Origin of the sequence: Finegoldia sp. BIOML-A2 (assembly GCF_009678315.1) — a bacterium.
GTDB lineage: Bacteria > Bacillota > Clostridia > Tissierellales > Peptoniphilaceae > Finegoldia > Finegoldia magna.
In genome coordinates, this window is sequence record NZ_WKZE01000002.1 from 316,328 (window position 1) to 337,873 (window position 21,546).

20 protein-coding genes, 2 tRNA genes and 1 pseudogene are annotated in these 21,546 nt (G+C 30.0%); 1 reads left to right on the forward strand and 22 read right to left on the reverse strand.

The features are described from left to right. Positions 1-42: 42 nt before the first annotated feature. From asnS to mraZ, 13 genes are all read right to left on the reverse strand, one after another. Positions 43-1,428: an asparagine--tRNA ligase gene (asnS, locus tag GKF99_RS03615; protein WP_154272668.1), complete on the reverse strand. Its 1,386-nt coding sequence runs from the start codon at positions 1,426-1,428 to the stop codon at positions 43-45. Further along, positions 1,425-2,720 (reverse strand): replication-associated recombination protein A, encoded by a 1,296-nt coding sequence (locus GKF99_RS03620; protein ID WP_154272669.1) that lies wholly within the window; start codon positions 2,718-2,720, stop codon positions 1,425-1,427. The genes asnS and GKF99_RS03620 overlap by 4 nt, the downstream gene beginning before the upstream one ends. 93 nt (positions 2,721-2,813) lie before the next feature. Continuing rightward, positions 2,814-3,266 carry a transcriptional regulator NrdR gene (gene nrdR, locus GKF99_RS03625; RefSeq protein WP_002836229.1) on the reverse strand — a complete coding sequence of 151 codons (453 nt, stop codon included), beginning with the start codon at positions 3,264-3,266 and terminating at the stop codon, positions 2,814-2,816. Next, a complete protein-coding gene (ftsZ, locus tag GKF99_RS03630) occupies positions 3,266-4,348 on the reverse strand; it encodes a cell division protein FtsZ (protein ID WP_154272670.1) in 1,083 nt (360 codons plus the stop codon). The genes nrdR and ftsZ overlap by 1 nt, the downstream gene beginning before the upstream one ends. Before the next feature lie 332 nt (positions 4,349-4,680). After that, entirely contained in the window at positions 4,681-5,403 is a 723-nt protein-coding gene (locus tag GKF99_RS03635) for an FtsQ-type POTRA domain-containing protein (protein WP_154272671.1), read from the reverse strand. Beyond that, positions 5,390-6,502 (reverse strand): undecaprenyldiphospho-muramoylpentapeptide beta-N-acetylglucosaminyltransferase, encoded by a 1,113-nt coding sequence (murG, locus tag GKF99_RS03640; protein WP_154272672.1) that lies wholly within the window; start codon positions 6,500-6,502, stop codon positions 5,390-5,392. Before murG ends, GKF99_RS03635 begins: the two co-directional genes overlap by 14 nt. After that, complete coding sequence (locus tag GKF99_RS03645) at positions 6,499-7,608, reverse strand: putative peptidoglycan glycosyltransferase FtsW (RefSeq protein WP_154272673.1); 1,110 nt, start codon at positions 7,606-7,608, stop codon at positions 6,499-6,501. The genes murG and GKF99_RS03645 overlap by 4 nt, the downstream gene beginning before the upstream one ends. Positions 7,609-7,612: 4 nt before the next feature. Beyond that, positions 7,613-8,938 (reverse strand): UDP-N-acetylmuramoyl-L-alanine--D-glutamate ligase, encoded by a 1,326-nt coding sequence (gene murD, locus GKF99_RS03650; RefSeq protein WP_154272674.1) that lies wholly within the window; start codon positions 8,936-8,938, stop codon positions 7,613-7,615. A gap of 7 nt (positions 8,939-8,945) precedes the next feature. After that, positions 8,946-9,908, reverse strand: a complete 963-nt coding sequence (gene mraY / locus GKF99_RS03655; RefSeq protein ID WP_154272675.1) for a phospho-N-acetylmuramoyl-pentapeptide-transferase — start codon at positions 9,906-9,908, stop codon at positions 8,946-8,948. Between the two features lie 78 nt (positions 9,909-9,986). Continuing rightward, positions 9,987-12,224, reverse strand: coding sequence for a penicillin-binding transpeptidase domain-containing protein (locus tag GKF99_RS03660; RefSeq protein WP_154272676.1), 2,238 nt, complete (start codon positions 12,222-12,224; stop codon positions 9,987-9,989). Then, complete coding sequence (locus tag GKF99_RS03665; RefSeq protein ID WP_154272677.1) at positions 12,224-12,613, reverse strand: cell division protein FtsL; 390 nt, start codon at positions 12,611-12,613, stop codon at positions 12,224-12,226. The genes GKF99_RS03660 and GKF99_RS03665 overlap by 1 nt, the downstream gene beginning before the upstream one ends. 35 nt (positions 12,614-12,648) lie before the next feature. Further along, positions 12,649-13,587, reverse strand: a complete 939-nt coding sequence (gene rsmH, locus GKF99_RS03670; protein ID WP_154271179.1) for a 16S rRNA (cytosine(1402)-N(4))-methyltransferase RsmH — start codon at positions 13,585-13,587, stop codon at positions 12,649-12,651. Positions 13,588-13,594: 7 nt separating this feature from the next. After that, positions 13,595-14,026, reverse strand: coding sequence for a division/cell wall cluster transcriptional repressor MraZ (mraZ, locus tag GKF99_RS03675; RefSeq protein WP_035109458.1), 432 nt, complete (start codon positions 14,024-14,026; stop codon positions 13,595-13,597). Between the two features lie 167 nt (positions 14,027-14,193). On the opposite strand from mraZ, the gene GKF99_RS03680 reads away from it, so the two are divergent. Beyond that, on the forward strand, positions 14,194-14,865 hold the full coding sequence (locus tag GKF99_RS03680; RefSeq protein WP_094207020.1) for a class A sortase: 672 nt from the start codon (positions 14,194-14,196) through the stop codon (positions 14,863-14,865). 97 nt (positions 14,866-14,962) lie between these two features. On the opposite strand, the gene GKF99_RS03685 is transcribed toward GKF99_RS03680, so the two are convergent. From GKF99_RS03685 to GKF99_RS03725, 9 genes and pseudogenes are all read right to left on the reverse strand, one after another. Further along, positions 14,963-15,688: an HAD-IB family hydrolase gene (locus tag GKF99_RS03685; RefSeq protein ID WP_094207019.1), complete on the reverse strand. Its 726-nt coding sequence runs from the start codon at positions 15,686-15,688 to the stop codon at positions 14,963-14,965. Further along, complete coding sequence (locus GKF99_RS03690) at positions 15,688-16,068, reverse strand: hypothetical protein (protein WP_154254080.1); 381 nt, start codon at positions 16,066-16,068, stop codon at positions 15,688-15,690. Before GKF99_RS03690 ends, GKF99_RS03685 begins: the two co-directional genes overlap by 1 nt. 95 nt (positions 16,069-16,163) lie before the next feature. Beyond that, positions 16,164-16,239: transfer RNA gene (locus tag GKF99_RS03695), tRNA-Lys, on the reverse strand. 18 nt (positions 16,240-16,257) lie between these two features. Beyond that, positions 16,258-16,333: transfer RNA gene (locus GKF99_RS03700), tRNA-Lys, on the reverse strand. Positions 16,334-16,484: 151 nt separating this feature from the next. Next, positions 16,485-17,351 (reverse strand): annotated as a pseudogene (locus GKF99_RS03705) (IS3 family transposase); the annotation flags it as partial. Continuing rightward, positions 17,342-17,881 (reverse strand): helix-turn-helix domain-containing protein, encoded by a 540-nt coding sequence (locus tag GKF99_RS03710; protein ID WP_002842148.1) that lies wholly within the window; start codon positions 17,879-17,881, stop codon positions 17,342-17,344. The pseudogene GKF99_RS03705 and the gene GKF99_RS03710, both read right to left, overlap by 10 nt. Positions 17,882-17,962: 81 nt before the next feature. Further along, positions 17,963-19,435 carry a hypothetical protein gene (locus GKF99_RS03715; protein ID WP_154272679.1) on the reverse strand — a complete coding sequence of 491 codons (1,473 nt, stop codon included), beginning with the start codon at positions 19,433-19,435 and terminating at the stop codon, positions 17,963-17,965. Beyond that, a complete protein-coding gene (locus tag GKF99_RS03720; RefSeq protein WP_241673563.1) occupies positions 19,419-20,702 on the reverse strand; it encodes a HAMP domain-containing sensor histidine kinase in 1,284 nt (427 codons plus the stop codon). Before GKF99_RS03720 ends, GKF99_RS03715 begins: the two co-directional genes overlap by 17 nt. Before the next feature lie 122 nt (positions 20,703-20,824). Beyond that, positions 20,825-21,514 carry a response regulator transcription factor gene (locus GKF99_RS03725; RefSeq protein WP_154272680.1) on the reverse strand — a complete coding sequence of 230 codons (690 nt, stop codon included), beginning with the start codon at positions 21,512-21,514 and terminating at the stop codon, positions 20,825-20,827. Positions 21,515-21,546 lie beyond the last annotated feature (32 nt).

Genomic DNA, 21,546 nt, shown 5'->3' on the forward strand with positions numbered 1-21,546 from the left:
AACTTACTATTATGATATCACATAACAGAATTAAATTCAATATTAGTATTCACAATGTCCAACAGTTCTAGGGAATGGAATGACATCTCTTATGTTTGACATTCCAGTCATATACATAACCATTCTTTCAAAACCTAAACCAAATCCACCGTGTTTAACTCCGCCGTATTTTCTTAAATCAAGATACCATTTGTATTCTTCTTTGTTGAATCCTAATTCATCCATTTTCTTATCCAACAATTCGTATCTTTCTTCCCTTTGACTTCCACCAATTAATTCACCAATTCCTGGAACTAAAAGATCTGTTGCAGCAACTGTTTTGTTGTCGTCGTTAAGTCTCATGTAGAATGCCTTGATTTCTTTTGGATAATCAGTAACAAATACCGGCCCGTCAACAACTTTTTCACTCAAATATTTTTCGTGTTCTGTTTGTAAATCCATTCCCCATTCAACAGGATATTCAAATTTTTCTCCTGATTTTTGTAAAATTTCAACAGCTTCAGTATAAGTTAATTTTTTGAATGATTTATTGGCAACTTTTGTTAATCTTTCAATTAAGTTCTTGTCTACAAAACTGTTGAAGAATTTAATTTCTTCTTCACAATTTTCCATAACATCTTTTATGATATATCTAACCATATCTTCAGCCAAATTGCATACATCATCCAAATCAGCAAAACATATTTCAGGTTCCATCATCCAGAATTCTGCAGCATGTCTAGGAGTATTAGAGTGTTCACTTCTGAAAGTTGGTCCAAATGTATACACATTTCTAAATGCTAATGCGTAAGCTTCTGCTTGTAATTGACCACTTACAGTTAAGTTAGTAGATTTTGAGAAGAAATCTTGTGAAAAATCAACATTTCCATCGTCATCTTTTGGGATATTATCCAAATCTAATGTTGTAACTCTGAACATTTCTCCAGCGCCTTCAGCATCACTACCGGTTATTATTGGAGTATGAACATATACAAATCCTCTTTCATTAAAGAATTTATGAATAGCAAATGCTAATCTACTTCTAACTCTAAATACAGCATTAAATGTATTTGTTCTTGGTCTTAAATGTAATATTGTTCTCAAAAATTCAAAAGTATGTCTCTTCTTTTGAAGTGGATAATCATCTGTAGATTCCCCTTCAACTATAATTTTTGATGCTTGAATTTCAAATGGTTGTTTAGAATTTGGAGTCAAAACTAATTTACCAATAACAATAATTGCTGAACTTAATTTTAGTTTTTCACTTTTTTCAAAATCTTCATTTTCTTTTCCTACTACTATTTGAACTGGATTGAAAAAAGTTCCGTCGTTTAGTTCAATAAAACCAACATTTTTACTGAATCTTGAGTTTTTAATCCAACCTCCAACTTCAACTTCTTTGTCAGAATACTTTTCGTAATCTTTAATCAAATCTCTAATTAATATCATTCTTTACTCCTTGTTTTTTTATATATTTTGCTTTCATATCCAATATCTTTTGGATCGTAATATTTTTGATCTTTCAGTTCGTCTGGTAAATATTGCTGATACGAATCATCGTTATGTGGATATTTGTATCCAATTCCTCTGTCCAATGATTTTGCCCCACTATAGTGTGCGTCTTTTAGATGACTAGGAACATCGTAAATCTTGTTTTGTCGAATATCTTCCAAAGCCTTGTCAATTGCGACATAAGACGTATTAGATTTATCACTAGATGCAAGATATATTACACCATTCGATAAATTTATCCTGCATTCAGGTAGTCCTATTAAATTAACTGCGTTGAACACATTAATGGCTACAGTTAAAGCTTCAGGATTTGCCAAACCAATATCTTCTGATGCAAAAATCACCATTCTTCTAGCGATGAATTTGGGATCTTCACCACTTTCAATCATTCTTGCTAAGTAATATAAAGCTGCGTCAATATCAGAACCTCTCATAGATTTAATGAATGCCGATATAACATTATAGTGATCTTCTTCTTTGTCATATTTTAATACAGGTTTAAATACTGAATTTTTAATCGCATCTTCATCTATGATTAAATCTCCATTGACTTGGTCTGTGCTTTCGACTGCAATTTCCAAAGCATTCAAGGCACTTCTTGCATCTCCATTTGCAGAATTGACAAGAACATCAATTGCTTTTCCATCAATTTGAACGTTCATTTCTCTTAGCTTTTTATCTTCTGTAAGCGCATTTTCTATGATATTTCTAATATCATTATCAGTCAACGGTTTCAACTCGATAATTTGACATCTAGATAAAAGAGCTTTGTTAACTTCAAAGAATGGATTTTCTGTAGTAGCACCTATCAGTGTAATTGTACCGTCTTCAACATATCCAAGCAAAGCATCTTGTTGTGATTTATTAAATCTGTGAATTTCGTCTATAAACAAAACAGTCTTTTTATTATACATACTCAAATTATTTTTAGCTGTTGAAATGACTTCTCTAATATCTTTAACTCCACTAGAAATAGCAGATAATCTTTCGAACAACGAATTAGTTTGGTTCGAAATTATTTCTGCCAAAGTTGTTTTTCCAGTTCCGGGAGGCCCATAAAAAATCATGGATGGAATTTTATCAGCCTTTATCAACCTATTCAAAAGCTTTCCTTCTCCAACCACATGTGATTGTCCAAAATATTTATCCAAACTTTTAGGTCTGAGTCTATTTGCTAACGGCGAACTATTTTCTTTTTGTAATTGTAAATTATATTCAAATAAATCCAAAATATTTCCCCTTTAACATTTATTTTATTTATATCTTACCACAAAAACTAAATATCGTTAAATAAAAATTAAAGGTCGGATAATCACCCGACCTTATTCATTATCTAATTTTGATATTTCCTCGTTAAAAGATTTAACATCTGTAAATTCTCTATACACAGAAGCAAAACGAATATATGCCACCTTGTCAATCTTCTTAAGCTTTTTCATTATTAATTCACCTATTTCAGATGAATCTACCTCCCTTTTATTGCTATGCGTTAATTCAACTTCTATCTCTTTAGTAGCCTCAAGCAACACTGAATCTGGAACGGGCCTTTTTTCACAAGACTTTTTCATTCCACGATACACTTTATCCCTATCAAAAGCTTCTCTGTTTTTATCTTTTTTTACCACTGTAAGGTTATTAAAATCATATCTTTCATAAGTGGTAAATCTTTTGTGACAAGAAATACATTCTCTCCTTCGTCTAACTATCTTATCATCTTCCGATGCTCTAGTATCTACAACTTTTGTATCAGATGCATTACAGAACGGACATTTCATTAGAATCCTCTTCTCTTCAAGAATGAAGGTATTTCTATATCGTCGTGATCTTTTTCAGAAGTGTCTTCTGATTTTTGAGAAACTGAATCAGTTTTTTTGTTTGATTTTAATTTGTTAGCCATTGGATTGTCAGAATCAAATCCTGTTGCAATAACAGTAATCTTGATGTCATCTCCTAGTGAATCATCAATACCAGCACCAAATATAATATTAGCATCTGGATCTACTTCTTCTCTAATTAATTCTGCAGCTTCATTAACTTCGAATAATCCTAATTCTTTTCCAGTAACGTTAATTAACACAGCTTTTGCTCCACCAATTGATGTTTCTAATAAAGGAGATTTAACTGCAAGTTTAGCAGCTTCCATTGCTCTATTATCTCCGTTTGCTTTACCAATACCCATATGAGCAATACCTTGGTTTAACATAATTGATCTAACATCGGCAAAGTCTAAGTTGATTAAGTTAGGTACAGCAATTAAATCAGAGATACCTTGAATACCATCCATAAGAACTTCGTCAGCCATCATGAAAGCTTCAGACATTGTAGTTCTCTTGTCTGAAATTTGTAACAATTTATCGTTAGGAATAATTACCAAAGTATCAACTTTTCCCTTCAAAGCTTCAATACCTTGTTCAGCTTGCATTTGTCTTTTTCTTCCTTCGAATGTAAATGGTTTTGTTACAACACCAACTGTAAGTATTCCTTTTTCTTTTGCAATTTGAGCAACTATTGGTGCAGCACCAGTACCAGTTCCACCACCCATACCAGCAGTTACAAATACCATGTCTGTTTTGTCAAGTGCTTCTTCGATTTCGTTTCTACTTTCTTCAGCAGCTTTCATACCAACTGCAGGATTAGCTCCGGCTCCCAAACCCTTTGTAATCTTGCTTCCGATTTGCAATTTAGTATTAATATCTAAATTATTTAAAATTTGTTTGTCAGTATTAACTGCAACAAATTCTACACCTTGCAAACCTTCTTCTTTCATTCTCTTTACGGCGTTATTTCCACCGCCACCAACACCAATTACTTTGATTTTGGCTAAATCATTATCTTCTAGTTCCATATCAAAAGTCATAACATCCTCCTAATTTGTAATTAAAATTCCTTTTAATCTCTTTAACTTAATTATACTACAAGTTCAACAATATTTTTAATGACATCTAGCGTTTTTTCACTTCTCATTCGTATTGTATTTATAATACATTTTTTATTATCTTTAATTATTTTCTGCTATATTTAGCTGTTCGGTTTTGTATCTCAATCATTTTTGAAGTTTATTGCTTTTTCTTTGAGTTTGATGTGATTTTAAAATAATAAAACTAATAATACATCAATGTATTATAAATACACCATATTTTTTATGCATCTTATAAAATCTTTTTTGTAAGACAAACTCCAAAACTGTAATTACTCAGTTTGTTCTGGATTTTCTTTTATCAAAAATGGTTTTTGAGGATCTTTAGTATCTAGTATTTTTGTGTTTATACTTTTAGTACTAATTTCTTTTAAAATCTTCGAAATATTATTTGATTTCTTCTCTGAGTCATTTAAATCTCCAAAAAACACTTTTATTTCGTTTTTTGTAACCATTGTTACATCGTTTGAATTTACGACGTTAATTTCAGTTAATTGTTCTAAAATTTTGTGTGAATAAAGATTATACAAAAACTCATAAAATTTTTCGTCTGATTTTAAATTACTAATTTTTAACAGATTTTCATTTGCTCCGACAATTTTAACAATTTTTGAATAGTCTATTCTATCCTTGTTCTTTACAATTTTAAAATCTGAATCTACGAAAATTTTATCTTTTCCAACTTCAAAATAACAAATATCATTTGCCTCTTCTACTGCTATTTCAATAGTATTTGGATAAATCTTCTTGATATTTGCATTTCTAATATAAATATCTTTATTAATCTTTTCCTGTAATTTTTTCTTATTAAATCTAAAAATATTTTCGCCTAATGAGTAATTAGCATAATCTTTTATTTCAGATATTTTTACTATTTTATTGTTTTTAACTGTGATTTTTTTTATTGAAAAATAGTCAAGTGTAGCACATAAATACGCTATGAGTCCAATCAATAGTGATATTGCTACAATAATTACTACTCTATGCTTTCTCATCTTGTTCTACCAATCTGTAAAGTTCGTCTACAATATCTTTACAAGCAGTTGGATAAGACATTTTCTTCGAGTTTTCTGAAAGTTCTTGTAACAATTTATCATCAATTAGTATTTCATTTATTTGGTCAAATAGTGTATTAGCATTCACGTCTTTTTCCAATATAACCTTACTTGCTCCTATTTTTTCAAATGCTCTTGCGTTGTGTTCTTGATGATTTTCTGTTGTATATGCTTTTGGAACAAGTATTGACGCTTTACCTAAGAATGATAGTTCAGCTAGTGTTATAGCCCCACTACTTGTAACGATCAAATCAGACACAGAATAAGCTTTATCTATGTCATCTATATACGGATAGATGTGTAAATTTCTAATGTCATTTCCTGATTTTTGTATAAACTCATCATAATTTAATTTGCCTGTAGCTAAAATTACCTCAAATACATCTTGATTAGATATTTTATCAACCATATCAAGTGTTGCTTTGTTTAATATTTCAGAACCATTTGATCCGCCAAATATGAATACAACTTTTTTGTTTTCTGATATTTTGTATTGTTCAATTGCTGCATCTTTGTTTTTTCCAATATCAGTAAATCTGTTCCTAATTGGATTACCAGTTACTACGGCTTTTTCTTGATTTTTGAAGTATTTAATGGATTCTTCAAATGTGACAAAATATCTATCAACATATCTTGATAATATCCTATTAGTAACTCCCGGAAAACTATTTTGTTCGTGAAAGGCTACCTTTGCTTTAGTTTTAGTGGCTTTGTATAATATAGGTCCACTCACATATCCACCAGTTCCAATAACAAGATCTGGTTTAAAATCTTTAAGAATTTTGTTTGCTTCTTTTAATCCTTTGAATAATTCTTTCAAAGCTTTAAAAGAATTCGCATTTATTTTTCTAGGAATTCCTCTAACATGTATAGTTTTAAAATCTATTCCCAGTTTTGGAACAATACTACTTTCCAATCCTTTTTCGGTTCCTACATAAAGTATTTTATTATTTTCATCTCTTTTTTTTAATTCTTCAATTAATGAAATGGCTGGATATATATGTCCACCAGTTCCGCCGCCAGATACTATTATATTCATCGTCTCTCCTCTTCATTGTTTCTGTCTACATTTAAAATTATCCCTACTAATGCCAACATAATCATCAAAGACGTTCCGCCATACGATATAAATGGTAATGTCAATCCTGTTGGAGGAATTAATCCCGTAACCACCGTCATATTAACATACGCTTGTATCCCGATTACGAAAAGTATTCCAGAAACCAATAATCTTGAATAAATATATTTTGTTTTCATCGCAATTCTGATTCCAAAAACTAAGAAGGCAAAATAAGCAATAATTAAAACCAAAGCTCCTAAAAACCCAAATTCTTCACAAATAATCGCAAAAATAAAGTCATTATGAGCTTGGGATAAATACAAAAATTTCTGTTTACTCATACCTAATCCACTACCAAGAAAACTACCGTTAGACACTGCTGCCAACGATTGGGATAATTGCCATCCCTCATCTTCTAAATTCCCCAGTGGATCAATAAAAGCTATAATTCTGTCAATTCTACTGTAACCTATTTTTACTTTAAATATAGCTATGTATCCAAATACAAGTGCAGTTATAAATGTAGATATAATGTATCTAATATTTAAACCGCTTACCATAAATACGCAAAAAACACTTCCTATGATTACTATTGCTGTTGATAAATCGGGCTGGATAAATACAACACCTCCTGATATAGCAACTAATATAATCATTCTCAAAAACCCTTCTTTGAAGGTTTTAATTTTATCGATATTTTGTGATACAATAGCTGCTGCTAAGTTAATCGATGCAAATTTAAGAATATCCGATGGCATAAAGCTAAATGATTTAATCTTGATCCAACGTTTTGCGTAATTTATTTCTTTTCCCAACGGTGTAAAAACAAGCATACACAATAAAATTGCAAAAGCAAATATCCACAATGCATTTTTTTTGTAATTCTCATTATTAAACACACTGGTAAATTTCATGAAAATAAAACCAAGCAATGCAAAAATGCCTTGTCTTAGTCCATAATAATACCAAGCTCTATGTTCACTAACTGCCGTTGGCCAACTTGAGCTTAGTACCATAATTATTCCAAAAATTGTCAGGAAAATTGTTATATACAAGATACCTTTCCCATCTTTTGAAAGTTTCATGCTTCTATCCTCGCAAATTTTTTACTAATTCTTTAAATTCATTTCCTCTTTCTTCATAGTTATTGTACATTCCCCAACTTGCACTAGCTGGAGAAAGTAGCACCACGTCTCCTCTTTGAGCTATTTTATTAGCTTGAGTAATCGCTTGTTTCATATCATCTACTAAAAATATATTTTCAAATCTATATTCTCTTGCTTTTTTTTCGAACAACTCTCTAGTTTGCCCCATTAAAATCAATGCTTTAAACTTGTTCTTACCAGCTATAAAAAAATTATCCAAGCTTACTTTTTTGTCGTATCCACCAGCTAGTATAATAACATTCTTATCAAAAGATTCTATTGCTTTAACACTTGCATCAACATTGGTTCCCTTAGAATCGTTGTAGTATTTTACTCCCGATAATTCTCTTACAAATTCTAGCCTATGTTCTACACCAGAAAAACTCATTAAAGTTTGTCTGATACTATCATCATTAATACCTATCAGCTTTGCTAAAGTAACACAGAATAGAACATTTTGATAATTATGATAGCCTATTAATTTAACATCTTTTAAGTCAATTATTTTGTTGCAATCTGAATCAGAAAAATATATTGAATCGTCTTTGATGAATGAACCTTTTTTCACATCGTTTGAAGTAGACACATCATATACATTTGATTTTGTAAAATTTTTGCATTCTTCGTAGTATTCATCATCAACATTAAGTACCGTGTAACAATTATGGTCTTGATTCTTTAATACATTCCTTTTTGCGTTTACATAATTTTGCATACTTCCGTGCCAATCAATATGATCTGGAGTAATATTGATTATGCAAGAATATTGTGGTTTAAAGTTTTTCGTACTTTCTAGTTGGAAGCTTGAACATTCAATAACAAAATATGTGTCTTTGTCGCTGTTATAAATTTCCCATAACATTCCAACACCAATATTTCCTATTGAAATAGCTTTTCTTCCTGAATCATTCAACATTTTAGTCATCAAAGAAGTTGTAGTTGTTTTTCCATTCGTGCCAGTAATTGCTACAATTTTAATATCTTCAAAAATTCTTTGTGCCAATTCCAAATCACTAACAACTTCGATATTTAATTTATTCGCCTTTAATATCACTGGATTATCCATTCTAATTCCAGGACTTTTTAAAATAATATCGTATTTATCAATAGTATCTATAGTCTCTATTTGAACGTCTAATTCATTTAATATTTTTGTTTTCTCTTCGTCAATATTATCATCAATAGCTCCCAAATCATATCCTTTTAATTTTAATGTTTTTAGAGCTGATATTCCTGTTCTGGCTAATCCAAATACTAATATTTTTTTCATAATTCACCTATAATATATCTATTAATGTAATTAAACTTGTAATTACTGATACAACCATAAAAGTTGATACTATCTTTTGTTCTTTGTAGCCTTTTAATTCATAATGATGATGAATTGGACTCATCAAAAATACTCTTTTTTTATTTCTCAATTTGTAGCTAGTCATTTGAATTATTACGGATAACACTTCAATCATGTACACAAATCCTAAAATAATTAAGTAAAAACTCAATCCGTACATAGCCATAATCATCACCAAAGCGCCACCTATAGCCATGGATCCTGTATCCCCCATAAAAACTTTGGCTGGATTTGAATTGTACACCAAAAATCCCAAAAGGCTACCAGCAAATATAATACTGAATATACTAGCTGTAGAATTTAGGTTGTACAAAATTATACTTGTAGCAATGAACACAGGAATTGAAACAGAAGTTGCAAGTCCATCTAATCCATCAGTCAGATTAGTAGCATTAGATGTTCCCATCATTACGAAAACCAAGAATGGATAAGTTATTATACCAAAATCTACTGTTTTATGGAAAAACGGAATAACTTGTTTTGTAAAATTCGGATTTACTTGTTTAATCAAAAAACAAGCTATGATAGAAAACAAAAGTTGTAACACAAGTTTTTGTTTTTCATTTAATCCCAATGAACGTTTCATTACTAATTTCATGAAGTCATCTATAAAACCTATCGCTCCAAATGCAAGCATTCCATAAATCGCCAACAAAACTTCACTACTAAATAACCTGAATACAATCACAGTAATCAATGTGGATATTATAAATATAATACCTCCCATAGTTGGTGTTCCCGCTTTTGAATAGTGTGATTTGGGGCCGTCATCTCTGATTTCTTGACCAATATGTTTTTGTCTTAAAATCCTGATTATAAACTTTCCTAATATCAACGAAATTACGATAGATAATAACATCGACATTAAAATTTCACTTTTAAAATTCATATTTATCTCCTTAAATTATGAACAAAAATTATGTCCAATTTTATACCTCATAGGTATTTATTATACCACACGGAAAAATTATTCTTCAGTATTTTTCTCTTGTTCAGTATAAATTTTAATATAAGATTTTGGATCCATTAACTTGTTTTCTTCAGGATCAGTTTTTACTACTTTACCTTTTTTACCATTTTTTATTTCGATATTTTTAATTCCGTATTTTTCTAAAGTATCCACTGCATCTTCAACTGTGAATCCTACTATTTCAGGAATTCTAATCATTGAGTCCTCTACACTTCCCGTTGTAAGTTCAATTATATCTCCCTTATTCACTTTAGAATATGCAGCTGTTTCTTGAGAATTTACAATTGAATTCAAATTCGAATTTGAATTTGTAACCTTAGACTTTAAGCCCAATGAATTCAACTTATCAACCGCTAACTTCAATGTTAGCCCTTCTAATTCTGGAACAGTAACCTTATCTGAATCGTCAAAATCAAGTCTAGTTTTATTTATTCTCTTATATTCAATAATTCTTGAAAAAATCTTACCTGCAGAAGGTGCGCATACAGCACTTCCTCCGTTTTTTCTTTGTGGCTCATCTACTACGATTAAAACAGTGTATTCTGGATGATCTGTTGGAAAAGATCCAAAAAATGAAGCAGTAGTTTTGTCGTCGGTGTATTTACCGTCTTCGATTTTTATACTTGTTCCAGTTTTACCACCTATACCAAATCCTTGAATTGAAGCTTTTTTACCACTTCCATCATCTACAACTCCCTGCAACATTTTATTGATTTGCTTTGAAGATTGTGCTGAAATTATTTGTCTTTTGACTTTTGGCTGAACTTTTTCTATCTTTTTTGTGTCCTTTGAAATAAATTCCTTAGCAACATGTGGTTCTATCAACATTCCACCGTTTACTATTGAGTTTAAAGCAGTTATCATTTGAATCGGCGTTGCCGAAATACCGTGACCATAAGAAAGCGTAGCAAGTCTTGCTGCATCTATATCTTTCACACTTTTCGGAGCTATTCCCAATTCTTCAGCCGGTAAATCAATATCTGTTTTTTGATTAAAACCAAATCCATTTACGTATTTTTGAATATTTGCTTTTCCCAAATCTCTACCAATATTTACATATGCAATGTTGCAAGAATTGTTAAAAGCTTCTTGGAAAGTTTCGTCACCATGAGGATTCCAATATCTTTCGCATCTTATAACAACACCTGGAATATCCCTGATAAATCCATTACAGAAATAATGTGATTCTTGTGTTGCAGTGTGCTCTTCAGTTGCAGCCGCACTAGTTATAGTTTTAAATACACTTCCAGGCTCATAAGTCCATGAAGTTGCTTTGTTTTCCCACATATCAAAATAAAATTTACTGATTTTATCTTCATCATTTTCTTTTTTCAAATCATTTAATTCATTTATTTGATCTTTTAAAAGCGGAGTTTTAGGATCATTGGGATTAAAAATAGGATAAGACCCCATACCCAAAACATCTCCATTATTTGGGTTCATAACGATTATCGTCGCAGATTTTGGTTTAAAATTATTCTCTATGTCTTTTAAACTATCTTCTACGAATCCTTGGATAGTACTATCTATAGTTGTTTTTAAATCATATCCATTTTCTGGATTTATTATCACAGAACTATCATCAGATAAATCAATCGATCTATTAACTGAACTGTTCAGAATTCTTTTTCCGGGTTTCCCTTTTAATTTAGCATTATAAAAGCTCTCCAACCCAACAACGCCATCATTATTTACATTTGTAAATCCTAAAACTTGAGCTAACATTTCCTTGTTTGGATAATACCTCTTTTTCTCAGAAACGATGCTAATAAATTTCTGATTACTAATAGGTAGTTTTTTTATGTTTTCTATTTCTGTTTTTGATAATGAAGGTTTAACTAGAACTGTTTTCTTTTTATCTAAAATTTTTCTCAATTCTTCAGGTTTCATACTTAAAGTTTTTCCTAAGGAATCAATTAAGTTTGATTTCGATTGATCGTTTAGATAAGTAGCATTTACATACAAATTATTGGATACCACATTATCTGCCAATGTCTCTCCATTTGTATCTAATATTTTCCCTCTTTCAGCATCAATATTAATAGTATTGGTGCTTTGTTTTGCCGATAGTTTTCGGTATTTATCTCCGGCAGGAGTCAATTGTAAATAAATCAGTTTACCAACTATTAATAATACAATAATTGTCAATATACAAAATAAAACTACAATACGAGAATTGTAGTTTTTATTGAAATTTTTATTGATTTTTCCTTTGCTTAAATTGCGCCTTCTCATTATTTTTCCTCTAATTTTAAGTACATAATTTGAGCATTTTCGGGAAATTGCATACCCAAATTATTTTTTGCGATTTCTTCAATATTTTTATTAGTTAATTTACTTTCTATATGAGATTTTATCACATCTCGGTTGCCTTCTGTAAGCATTACTTGATTTTTTACTTCTTTTAATTCACTGGACATGCTTTGAATCTTAGAATAACGATTCATCACCAAAATGGATAAACAAATAACCACGCATATCATTACTTTATTAAAAGTAGAAAAAAGATTTGTTCTTCTACTAGGTCTATTTAATTTTTTTGTTTGTTCAATTTTTTTGACTTCAAATTCTTTTTTTTCTACATACTGTGGAAAAACTTCAATTTTTCTTTGTGCATTACCCATTTTTGTCTCCATTTATTAATCAAATCATATAATTATCAAATAATCTTTTCAGCCACTCTCAATTTTGCACTTCTAGCCCTAGAATTTTGTTTTAATTCTTCTGGTGAAGGCTCTATCGGCTTTCTAGTAATAATCTTAATTTCAGGCTTATGATTGCAAACACATACCGGAATTTCTGGAGGACATATGCAACCTTTTTGTCTTTGTTTGAAAATATCTTTACAAATTTTATCCTCCAAAGAATGAAACGTTATTATGCAAATTCTACCTTCAGGATTCAATAAATCTATACAATCACCAACTGCTTGTTCTAAAACTTCTAATTCTTTATTAACTTCAATCCTAATTGCTTGAAAAGTTTTCTTTGCACTGTGGCCTTTTTGATTCATTCTTACTTTTTTAGGAATCGCTTTTTCGATGACTTCCACTAATTCGAAAGTAGTATTAATAGGTTTAATTTCCCTTTCATTGCATATAAACTGAGCAATTCTTTTCGCCCATTTTTCTTCTGAATATTTGAAAATAATATTTTCCAAATCCTCTTGTGAATAAGTGTTGACAATATCCTTGGCCGTAACTGGATTATTTTGATCCATTCTCATATCCAAAACCGCATCATGCATATAAGAAAAACCTCTACTATCTTCATCGATTTGATAAGAGCTAACACCTATATCCATTAAAATTCCATCAACTTTTTCAATTCCTATATTTTGTAAATCGCTTTTAATATTTTTAAAATTATCCTTTATAAAGATAACCTTATCTCCATATTCCTTTAAGCGTTCTTTTGCTACTGTTAATGCGTCTTCATCTTGATCAAAGCAAATTAGCTTACCATTCCCAATTCTTTTTGCAATTTCTCTGGAATGTCCAGCGCCTCCAACAGTGCAATCCACATAAACTTTTCCGTCTCTAATATTCAAATTTTCGATGCATTCATTTAATAAAATTGGCACATGTTTGAATTCCATAATTCACCTACAAATCAAGATCATTTAAATCATCAGCTAAGTCGTCATAGTTTAGTGAAGAGTCATTAGAATATTGTTCCCATTTTTCTTTATCCCATATTTCAATACGATTGGATACTCCAATAATAGCAACTTCTTTTTTGATATCTGCATAGTTTCTCAAGGATTGTGGAATCAAAAATCTTCCTTGTTTATCAATTTCTTGATTACTAGCACCAGCAAAAAACACTCTTGAAAACGCTCTTGCTTGTCTTCTAGTTAATGACAATTTATTAAGCTTTTCTGTCATTTGGATAAAAGCAGATACAGGATATACGAAAAGACATTCATCCATACCTTTTGTAATGTAGAATTCTTCTCCTATTTCATCCCTAAACTTTGAGGGCATAATAACGCGACCTTTTGAGTCAATATTATGAAAATATTCGTTAATAAACATTTTTCCCTCCACTTTGTTCCACTTTCATTCCACTACATTAATAATATCTTTAATATATGATGCTTTCAATGTTTTTATACGTTCTGAATATACGTTCTTATCGATATTTACTTATATTTCAATATATGTTAAAATACTCTACGTAATAAAAATTAAAGAGGATGAATATGAGAAAGAAATTTGGAATTTTTTTAATGACGATAGGTATTCTACTATTTGCTTTGTATTTTGCAGCAAGATTAATACCTAACTATTATAGTGAAAATGATATAAGTAAAGATATATCATCCACAGAAATGGAACAAAACAATAAAAAGGAATTCAAAAACGACTTTGACGCTGTAAACTCCATTAGCACAACTACATCGTTGTTTAATTTTACAGCTATAAGCGGAGAAAATGTTATTGGACAAATTATTATCCCTGATTATAATTTGAGTTTACCTATTCATCGTGGAGTAACTGATGAACACTTGTTAAGTGGTGCAGCTACAATGAAAGAAGACCAAAAAATGGGAGAAAAAAATTACACACTAACAGGTCATTACATGAAAAGAAATGGCTCTTTATTTAGTAAAGTGTATGATTTAACTAAAGGTACCAAAGTTTACATTACCGATAAGAAGAACATCTACGAATATGAAATCGTAGATAGAAAAGTTACTGACTCATATGCATTTTATATGTTAGAAGACGACAGAATTGAAAAATATGATAATAAACCTATTCTTTCTTTGATGACATGTGATATGCCAAATGATCCTAATAACAGAGTATTCCAAATAGGAAAACTTGTTAGATCATTTAAATACGACAAAAATTATTTCAAACAAAATTAGGATAAAAATTTAGACCACAGATTAAATTCAAAATTTTCTGTGGTCTTTTCATATAAAAAACTCTCCTCACAACTGTAAAGAGAGTCTGTTATGCTTTTTAAATATCCAAAATTTTACCATTTTTAGGAAATTCGTATATTACATCTTTTCTTTCAATGATTATTTTGGTTTTTTCATTTATTTTTTCGTTAGCTCTTATTAGTTCAAATAACTCTTTGGTAGGATTAATCGCTGTTGGTTTTCCCATCATATTAATCATAGAAAAATCACCCGAAGTATCACCGTAACAGTATGAATTATCGACATCAATTTCATAACGTTCAACAATTTCATCGATCACAGTCTTTTTACTATTTTTATCCCACATAGGAACCACTTCTCCAGTGTACATTCCTGAATTTTTCAAATACAAGGATGCTCTGTATTCAGTTACTCCATAGCTCTCAGCCATTTCTTTTACTAAAAAGTCCGGGCTTCCTGAAATAAAGAATATCAGATGATTATTTTCTTTGTGAAATTTAATCATCTCACGAGTATATCTGTAAACTTTCTCTTTAACTTGGCTGATTACTTGATTTGATATATATTCATTGAACTCACTACTAAATCCTTTGAGCTTATATTTATAGACATCAACCAATTGATTGAGATACTCATCATAGTCAATTTTTCTTTTTTCGTATTTTTGGTATGCTGGATAAACTTTTTCGTAGTATAATTTTTGATCTATTATTTCAAAATTAACCAATTTTTTGAAATGTTCAATCATTAGTGAATCTCTGGCAATTGTTCCATCAATATCAAAAAACGCGCCTATTTTCATTATTTTGTACTCCTAGATTCTTCAACTAATCTGTCAAATTTTTCGATTATATTACGAAATTCTAAGCTTTTTTTCTTTTCAGGTATAGGTTTTATGATATCCAAAATCAAAGAATATGCTAAGCAAATTACAGCCGACGCAAATGTAAAAGTAAACATCATTAACAAAGTGAGTCCAAACTTACTTAAAATCGACAACATCGACATTACAAAAAGAATAGCTGATAAAATAAAAATAGCAGTTGTGAATATATATTTTTTTTGTTTATTGTGTAATTTATTATGTAAAATATGCACTATAATCATTAATAAAACTACAAATACGAAAAATAAAAAAGTAAAACCTTTGTACTTCCATACTACAGATAATATTGATTTCATGTTCGTCCTCCTTTTTTTATTATATCATATATATTGAACTTTTAATTTAATTTAATTTTCTAAAATAAAAAAATCCGAGTCAATCCCGGATTAGATGGTGCGCCTTCAGGGACTCGAACCCTGGGCCCACTGATTAAGAGTCAGTTGCTCTACCAACTGAGCTAAAAGCGCATATTAAATTTAAAAAAGTGGTGCGCCTTCAGGGACTCGAACCCTGGGCCCACTGATTAAGAGTCAGTTGCTCTACCAACTGAGCTAAAGGCGCATATATTTACCACAACAATAATATTATACACTATTTTAAGAATTTGTAAAGAGTTTTAAATATTTTTCAAATTCAAATTATTGTAATAATGTAAAAAGAAGCAGATAAATTTTGAGCTGAACCCGTAAACACGGAATAATTTAATAATATTTTAAGCGGAATGTAATCTGTACATGACAGGGGACATTCCGTTTAATTTTGTTTTAATCCTATCTTCATTGTACCATTTAATATATTTTTCAATCTCATTTTTCAAATGATCATAACTATTAAAATTTTCTCCATAATACATTTCCTGTTTCAAGATTCCAAAGAAGTTTTCCATTGGAGAATTGTCTAGACAATTGCCTTTTCTTGACATACTTTGCCTAATATTCATTTTTTCTAGTTTTTTAGTCCATGAACTATGTTGGTAATGGAATCCTTGGTCTGAGTGTATAGTTAAATCTTTAATGTCTTTATTTTCTTCTAGTGCTTTTTCTAGCATTTCATTGGTTAATTTAGTTGTTGGGTGATTGCTTAGTGTGTAGCTAATTATTTCGCTGTTGTATAGGTCTAGTATTGGTGATAGATAGAGTTTTTCTTCTTTGCCTCTCAATCTAAATTCTGTTACATCTGTTAACCATAATTGATTTGGTTTAGTAGCGCTAAATTGTCTTCTTACTACATTATCTGCTACTTTGCCTATTTGTCCCTTGTATGATGAGTATTTTCTTGATCTAGTTTTGAATTTAGTACATAGCAAGGATTCTTCTCTCATTATTCTTAATACTCTTTTATGGTTGATATTAAAGCCTTTATTTTTTAATACCATAGTTACTCTTCTGTAGCCATATCTACCTTTTGATTCATCTACTATGGTTTTAATTTCATTTTTAACTTCTTTGTCTTTGTCTGTTGGATTTTCTAATTTTATCTTCCATTCATAGTAGGATGATTTTGGTAACTTAGCTATTTCTATCCATTCACTTACCTTGCTTTTTGGATATTCTTTTTGTAGTTTAAGGATTATCTTTGTCTTTTCCTTGCTTCTGCTTCCTCTTCCAGTAGCAAGGCTTGTAGCTTTTTTTCGTAGATTATCTTCATTTTGAGAAGTCTATTTTCTTCTCTTAATCTTATTAATTCTTCTCTTTCAGTTTCGCTTATTGGAATATTAAGTTTAGATTTTTTATTTGATTTGGTCATTTCTTTTTTAGGCCTTCCTCTGTTATCTTCTAGCCCAGATAGACCTCGTTCTTGATAAGCTTTCTCCCATCTGTACACCATAGATCCATTTACAAGATTGAAATGATCTGCAGTCTCTCTAAGCGAAGTATTATTGATCTGCCTATATTGTATTACAGATAGCTTAAATTCACTAGTGTAATTATTGTTTTTTAACTTTTTTGATAAGTTATCAAAGCCTTTAGATTTATATTGGTTTATCCATAGCTCTAACGTGCTTTTAGGAATGCTATATATTTTAGCTATTGATTTGATTCCACCTGATTCACCTGATAAGTATTCTAGTACTAATTTTATTTTAAATTCTTTTGTGTATTTTGGCATACAAAAACCCCTCCATCCGTATTCCGGATTTTGGGGTTCAGGTCATTTATAGATTATCTACTTCTTTTTTTCTATTAATTTTTATTGTCTTAGGTTAGTAATAAATGATGATGGAATTTTATCGTTGTTTTGAAATTCTTTTTTCCACATTTCTGCATAATTTCCTATTGCCCATTCACTCATTATAATAGAATCATCTTTCGTAATTGGTATACTACCTATTAATTTATTATCGTTAGAATAATCATAAATTAATATTTCATCCGTCGTTTGAACTATTAGTATTCTTTTATCAGGAGAAGAATATGCATCTATCGCACTGCTCTTTAAATTTTTTATAGATTGCCAATTCATAGATAATTCATCTGGTGATAAATTCAAATGTGAAACGATGTTAAGTATTACATTTTTCAACTTAATCTCATTATTTTCTTTGAATGTATATTGTGTTTGATAATTCCATTTACCAGAATTTCTTACAATTCCAATATTTTTGTAATCTTCATTTTTATCGTTTAAAGAAATTTCGGAATTTGAATCTGTTGATTCTTCTGCTATAGAATTCTTTAATACATTTACAGCCTCTTTACCACCGATTTGATCAATATTAAGTTCATTATTATTGCTCATTTTATCTATATCATATATAGAATAATATTCAAATTGATCCTTATTTCTCATGATTGAAATGTATTCTGGACCTAGGTATGTTATTTCTGCAGATGTGTCAAATTCCAATTTTTTATTTTCTTTAGAATTATCTCCTGAATAAACTGGCTTAGCTAAGAATTGCTCTACATAGTTATTATCAAATTCATTCTTTTTGTATCCCATAGTCCAAAACCCATTTTTTCTAGGGAAAAATAATGCAGATGTTTGATAAATCTGTGCGCGATTTTTCTTGTCGATATCCAATAAAATAGTCCTATAAGATATATCACTTTCATCATTTCTTACAACTTTATTTTTGATTCCAATTAAAAGAGCAATATTTTCTTTGTCTTTTAAATTGTTTCCTTTATTTTCATAATATTTACTCTCATAGGTTGACTGATAATTCTCAATAAAAGTTCTGCTGACTTGATTTTCAGTTTTTTTCATGTAATAAAGCACTCCGTTGTATGGTAAAATTATATTGTTTTTATCCATTACAACAACATCTTGATAAAACTTGCTGCCATCAGAAATTGTAATGACCATTTTCTTATCTTTAGAAAATTTCTTACTTATATTTTCATCGCTTGTTTTTTTACTTAGATAATTTTGTAAACTTACAAATTTAGACGAAAATTTAGGGTTTATAGTAAATCTTTTTCCAAAAACAACTATAGATTCATCGACGTAAAGTTTACCTATTTCATCCGAAACTTTGGATTTAGAATCAGAAAAGCTTTCTTTCTTATCAATTTGCCACACACCTGCTGCGACCAATAAATTATTTTCTGGAACTTTAATATTTTCAACTGCAGATTGTTCTTTATTTCTGAACAGTATGAAAACAATCAACAAAATTAAAACTATCGTACCTACCAAAATACTAGTTGTCTTTTTCATTTTCATCATCTCCTAATGGCAATGTAAACGAAACTGTAGTTCCTTCATCTAATTTAGATTTAATCATCAATTCTCCCTTGTGAAGTTTTACTATTTCCTCACAAATAGAAAGCCCCAAACCTACATGAGAATTCGAATTGGATCCTTTGTAAAATTTTCCAGTTACAAGTTCTATTTCTTCAAATGAAATTCCAATCCCTGTATCTATTATAGATACTTCTGCAAATTTTTCCGTTTTTTCAATATTAATAATTATCGTTCCTTTTTCTGGAGTAAATTTTATAGCATTATCTAAAATATTAATGAAAACTTGCTTGATTCTATCTTCGTCAAATGTAGCGATGAGTTCTGGACTTTCATAATTTAATATCAAATCAATTCCTTTTGAACGAACTTTAGGAATTAATTGGTTTTTGATATGTTCTGCTAATTCAATTAAGTTTTGTTTTCTCTTAACTATTGAAATTCTTCCGGAAGTAAATCTCGAAAAATCAAGTAACTCCTCAACCATATTTGTAAGTCTGTCGCATTCGCTATCGATTATGTCAATTCCCATAGTTGTTGTTTCTAAATCTGAAGGATCATATTTTAATGTTTGTGCCCATCCTTTTATAGAAGTTAACGGTGTTCTCAATTCATGTGACACACTTGAAATAAATTCGTTTTTCAATTGTTCTTTCTTGTTAATATTGTCCGTCAATAAATTCAAAGTCATTCCAAGTCTTCCGATTTCATCTGCATCATTTTCTTTTGCTCTTACTTCCAAATCACCTTTAGCCATTCTCTCAGCAGTTTTTGCAAGACTATTTATTGGTTTGATAATGCTTTTAGTTAAAATTTTACTCAATAAAATACTGAATAATATTACCAAAAATCCGAACAAAGCGAACGATACTGACTTCACTCTTATTGCCCTGTCTACTTCTTTTAAACTTGAAATGTATCTTAAAACTCCGACTTGTTTTCCCCTGGATTCAAGTGGTACTGAAACAGAAATAATATTTGAATCAGAATAACTAACTTTTCCAGTGTATCTTCCACTTTGACCATTTATCGCGCTAACTACATCAGATGTTTCTATTTTTTCACCCAAATTAGGGCTTGCTATTGAGTCAAACACGACAACTTGATTATTATCCAAAATTTGCACTTGGCAGTCAGTTTGTCTGTAAAATTGGTTTTTGTCTTCGGCAATTACTTCATCTAATTCATAGTCTGCCATATAAGAACTATATAAATTAGTAGAGTACCTTATTTCGTTATTCAAAACACCTTCCATTGTAGAATAATAATAAAACTTAGTAGCATAAATCGAAAATATAACAAGTATTATCGCGGTAATACTTGTTAAAAATACAAAGGAATACATTATTTTGTTTTTAATACTCATTATTTTTTATTTTCCCATCTGTAACCAACTCCCCAAACTGTTACGATATATTTTGGATGAGTTGAATCTTCTTCAATTTTACTTCTCAACCTTCTCATATTTACATCAACAATTTTAGCATCACCTATGAAATCTTCACCCCATGCTTTATCCATCAATTCATCTCTAGTTATTGCTTTCCCAGGATTTTGCATCAAAAGCTTTATTATGTTAAGTTCTGTTGGAGTCAATGTAATTTCTTTTCCGTTCTTATAAAAAGTTCTTGAATACATATCAAGTTTGAATGTGTCATCTTCAATAATTTGACTATTGTTTTGTTTTTGCGGACTTCTTCTCAAAACAGATTTTATTCTAAGTATCAATTCACGCGGATTAAATGGTTTTGTCAAATAATCATCTGCTCCTCTTTCAAGTCCTTCAATTTTATCGTTATCTTGAGTTTTTGCAGTCAACATTATAATAACAATATCCGGAAATTTATTTCTTAAAATTTTACAAACTTCAAATCCGTCAATTCCAGGAAGCATTATATCTAAAACAGCTACATCTGGCTTGTTTAATTCTGCTAACTCTACGCCTTTTTCTCCAGACTCAGCTTCTAATATTTCAAATCCTTCTCTTGCTAAATTTATTTTTGTAAATTGTCTTATATTATCTTCATCTTCCACTAAAAGAACTTTAATACTCATATCACACCTCATGTATTATTATAACTCATAAT

What these genes read in the sequence shown, in the direction of transcription:
- asnS (WP_154272668.1), bottom strand. Translation starts at nt 1,428, where the DNA reads ATGATATTAATTAGAGATTTGATTAAAGATTACGAAAAGTATTCTGAC.
- nrdR (WP_002836229.1), bottom strand. Translation starts at nt 3,266, where the DNA reads ATGAAATGTCCGTTCTGTAATGCATCTGATACAAAAGTTGTAGATACT.
- ftsZ (WP_154272670.1), bottom strand. Translation starts at nt 4,348, where the DNA reads ATGACTTTTGATATGGAACTAGAAGATAATGATTTAGCCAAAATCAAA.
- GKF99_RS03635 (WP_154272671.1), bottom strand. Translation starts at nt 5,403, where the DNA reads ATGAGAAAGCATAGAGTAGTAATTATTGTAGCAATATCACTATTGATT.
- murG (WP_154272672.1), bottom strand. Translation starts at nt 6,502, where the DNA reads ATGAATATAATAGTATCTGGCGGCGGAACTGGTGGACATATATATCCA.
- GKF99_RS03645 (WP_154272673.1), bottom strand. Translation starts at nt 7,608, where the DNA reads ATGAAACTTTCAAAAGATGGGAAAGGTATCTTGTATATAACAATTTTC.
- murD (WP_154272674.1), bottom strand. Translation starts at nt 8,938, where the DNA reads ATGAAAAAAATATTAGTATTTGGATTAGCCAGAACAGGAATATCAGCT.
- mraY (WP_154272675.1), bottom strand. Translation starts at nt 9,908, where the DNA reads ATGAATTTTAAAAGTGAAATTTTAATGTCGATGTTATTATCTATCGTA.
- GKF99_RS03660 (WP_154272676.1), bottom strand. Translation starts at nt 12,224, where the DNA reads ATGAGAAGGCGCAATTTAAGCAAAGGAAAAATCAATAAAAATTTCAAT.
- GKF99_RS03665 (WP_154272677.1), bottom strand. Translation starts at nt 12,613, where the DNA reads ATGGGTAATGCACAAAGAAAAATTGAAGTTTTTCCACAGTATGTAGAA.
- rsmH (WP_154271179.1), bottom strand. Translation starts at nt 13,587, where the DNA reads ATGGAATTCAAACATGTGCCAATTTTATTAAATGAATGCATCGAAAAT.
- mraZ (WP_035109458.1), bottom strand. Translation starts at nt 14,026, where the DNA reads ATGTTTATTAACGAATATTTTCATAATATTGACTCAAAAGGTCGCGTT.
- GKF99_RS03680 (WP_094207020.1), top strand. Translation starts at nt 14,194, where the DNA reads ATGAGAAAGAAATTTGGAATTTTTTTAATGACGATAGGTATTCTACTA.
- GKF99_RS03685 (WP_094207019.1), bottom strand. Translation starts at nt 15,688, where the DNA reads ATGAAAATAGGCGCGTTTTTTGATATTGATGGAACAATTGCCAGAGAT.
- GKF99_RS03690 (WP_154254080.1), bottom strand. Translation starts at nt 16,068, where the DNA reads ATGAAATCAATATTATCTGTAGTATGGAAGTACAAAGGTTTTACTTTT.
- GKF99_RS03710 (WP_002842148.1), bottom strand. Translation starts at nt 17,881, where the DNA reads ATGCCAAAATACACAAAAGAATTTAAAATAAAATTAGTACTAGAATAC.
- GKF99_RS03715 (WP_154272679.1), bottom strand. Translation starts at nt 19,435, where the DNA reads ATGAAAAAGACAACTAGTATTTTGGTAGGTACGATAGTTTTAATTTTG.
- GKF99_RS03725 (WP_154272680.1), bottom strand. Translation starts at nt 21,514, where the DNA reads ATGAGTATTAAAGTTCTTTTAGTGGAAGATGAAGATAATATAAGACAA.